At 72.1% G+C, this 2,830-nt stretch carries 2 protein-coding genes; one reads left to right on the top strand and one right to left on the bottom strand.

Annotated elements, in window-relative coordinates; genetic code table 11:
* Positions 1-220: 220 nt before the first annotated feature.
* Positions 221-1,003 carry a 6-phosphogluconolactonase gene (gene pgl / locus EEJ42_RS32685; protein WP_123105567.1) on the top strand — a complete coding sequence of 261 codons (783 nt, stop codon included), beginning with the start codon at positions 221-223 and terminating at the stop codon, positions 1,001-1,003.
* Between the two features lie 68 nt (positions 1,004-1,071).
* On the opposite strand, the gene pgi is transcribed toward pgl, so the two are convergent.
* Complete coding sequence (pgi, locus tag EEJ42_RS32690) at positions 1,072-2,724, bottom strand: glucose-6-phosphate isomerase (RefSeq protein WP_123105569.1); 1,653 nt, start codon at positions 2,722-2,724, stop codon at positions 1,072-1,074.
* Positions 2,725-2,830 lie beyond the last annotated feature (106 nt).

Consider the following 2,830-nt stretch of genomic DNA (forward strand, 5'->3'; position numbering starts at 1 on the left):
CGCCCCCGGCCCCGCCCCGGCCGCCGCTGCCGACGCGCGACCCGGGCACGGCTCCGTCCCCGACGAACACCCCCGCCCCGCCGCAGGCCCCAGCCCAGCCACCGGCGGCCCCTTCGGCCCCTTCGGCGCCTTCAGCCCCTTCGGCCCCTCAGGCTCCGAAGCCCTCGGACCTGAAGCCGGGCGGAAAGGCCGAGGGAAAGGGCAACGGAAAGGCGGAGAAGTGAGCGCTCCGCAGGTCGTCGTCCACCGCGACAAGGAGCTGATGGCCCAGGCGGCCGCGGCCCGGCTGATCACGAAGATCGTGGACGCCCAGGCCGCCCGGGGCTCCGCCTCCGTCGTCCTGACCGGCGGCCGCAACGGCAACGGCCTGCTGGCCGCCCTCGCCACGTCCCCCGCGCGCGACGCGGTGGACTGGTCGCGGCTGGACCTGTGGTGGGGCGACGAGCGGTTCCTGCCGGACGGCCACCCCGACCGCAACGTCACCCAGGCCCGGGAGGCGCTGCTGGACGCGGTCGACCTGGACCCGGCGCGGGTACACCCGATGCCCGCGTCCGACGGTCCGCACGGCGGCGATGTGGAGGCCGCAGCGGAGGCGTACGGCATCGAGCTGGGCCGCGCCGCGCGACCGGAGAACCACGGCGCGGCGCCGTCCTTCGACGTGCTGCTGCTGGGCGTCGGCCCGGACACCCATGTGGCCTCGCTCTTCCCCGAGCTGCCGGGCGTCCGGGAGACCGAGCGGACGGTGGTCGCGGTGCGGGGCGCGCCCAAGCCGCCGCCGACCCGGGTCTCGCTGACGCTGCCCGCGATCCGCGCGGCGCGGGAGGTGTGGCTGCTGGCCGCCGGTGAGGACAAGGCGAAGGCGGTGACCATCGCCCTGTCGGGCGCCGGGGAGATCCAGGCCCCGGCGGCGGGCGCGTACGGCCGCAGCCGCACCCTGTGGCTGCTGGACCGGGCGGCGGCGAGCGGTCTGCCGCGCGAGCTGTACCCACCGGCCTCGCCGTAAGGCTCTTTCACCCAGCGGTCCCCCGTGCGCCTGCGTGCGCACGGGGGATCGCTGCGTTCAGGAGCCTCTCAGCGGCCGCGCAGCGAGCGGTACGTGGCGACGAGACGGGCGGTGGAGGCATCGAGCCCCGGCACCTCGGCGCCCTCGGTCAGCGCGGGCTCGACCCGCTTGGCGAGCACCTTGCCCAGCTCGACGCCCCACTGGTCGAAGGAGTCGATGTTCCAGATGGCGCCCTGCACGAACACCTTGTGCTCGTAGAGCGCGATCAGCTGGCCGAGCACGGAGGGGCTCAGCTCGGCGGCCAGGATGGTGGTGGTGGGGCGGTTGCCCTGGAAGGTCTTGTGCGGCACCAGCTCCGCGGGCACGCCCTCGGCGGCGACCTCTTCCGGCGTCTTACCGAAGGCCAGCGCCTGCCCCTGGGCGAAGAGGTTGGCCATCAGCAGATCGTGCTGGGCGACCAGCCCGGGCCGCAGGTCGTCCACCGGCTTGGCGAAGCCGATCAGATCGGCCGGGATCAGCTTGGTGCCCTGGTGGAGCAGCTGGTAGTAGGCGTGCTGGCCGTTGGTGCCGGGGGTGCCCCAGACCACCGGGCCGGTCTGCCAGCGCACCGGCTCGCCCTCCCGGTCCACCGACTTGCCGTTGGACTCCATGTCCAGCTGCTGGAGGTAGGCGGTGAACTTGGACAGGTAGTGGCTGTAGGGCAGGACGGCGTGCGCCTGGGCGTCGTGGAAGTCGCCGTACCAGACGCCCAGCAGGCCGAGCAGCAGCGGTACGTTCTGCTCCGGCGGGGCGGTGGTGAAGTGCTCGTCCACGAGGTGGAACCCGGCCAGCATCTCGCGGAAGCAGTCCGGGCCGATGGCGATCATCAGGGAGAGGCCGATCGCCGAGTCGTAGGAATACCGGCCGCCGACCCAGTCCCAGAACTCGAACATGTTGTCCGTGTTGATGCCGAACTCGGCGACCTTCTCCGCGGCGGTCGACACCGCCACGAAGTGCTTCGCGACGGCCTCCTCGCCGGCCCCGAGCCCGCTCAGCAGCCACTCGCGGGCGGAGACGGCGTTGGTGATGGTCTCGATGGTGGTGAAGGTCTTGGAGGCGACGATGAACAGCGTCTCCGCCGGGTCCAGGTCGCGCACCGCCTCATGGAGATCGGCGCCGTCCACATTGGAGACGAAGCGGAACACCAGCCCGCGGTCGGTGTAGGCGCGCAGCGCCTCGTACGCCATCGCCGGGCCCAGGTCGGAGCCGCCGATGCCGATGTTGACGATGTTCTTGATGGGCATGCCGGTGTGGCCGTGCCAGTCGCGGGCCCGGATCCGGTCGGCGAACACGCTCATCTTGGTGAGGACCGCGTGCACCTCGGGGACGACGTCCTCGCCGTCCACCGTGATGACCGCCGAGCGGGGCGCGCGCAGCGCGGTGTGGAGCACCGCGCGGTTCTCGGTGGTGTTGATCTTGTGACCGCGGAACATCGCGTCCCGCAGGGCGGTCACTCCGGTCGCCGACGCCAGCTCGCGCAGCAACCGCAGCGTCTCGTCCGTCACCAGGTTCTTGGAGTAGTCGACATGGAGATCGCCGACCTGGAGCGTGAACCTGCTCGCGCGCTCCGGGTCGTTTGCGAACAGCTCGCGCAGATGCGCGTCGCCCAGCGCCTTGCGGTGCTCGGCCAGTGCGCTCCACTCCGGCAGCTGATCGAGCCTGGTGCGGCCTTCTGCGTTCATCTCGGACATCAGCCCACTTCTCATCGGTGCCTGGCCCCCGTTGCCCACCAACCTAATTGACGGTAGCCCGCGGCACTGACAACGGCCCGGCCGCGCACCCCCGTCA

Source organism: Streptomyces botrytidirepellens, assembly GCF_003721215.1.
Lineage (GTDB): Bacteria > Actinomycetota > Actinomycetes > Streptomycetales > Streptomycetaceae > Streptomyces > Streptomyces himastatinicus.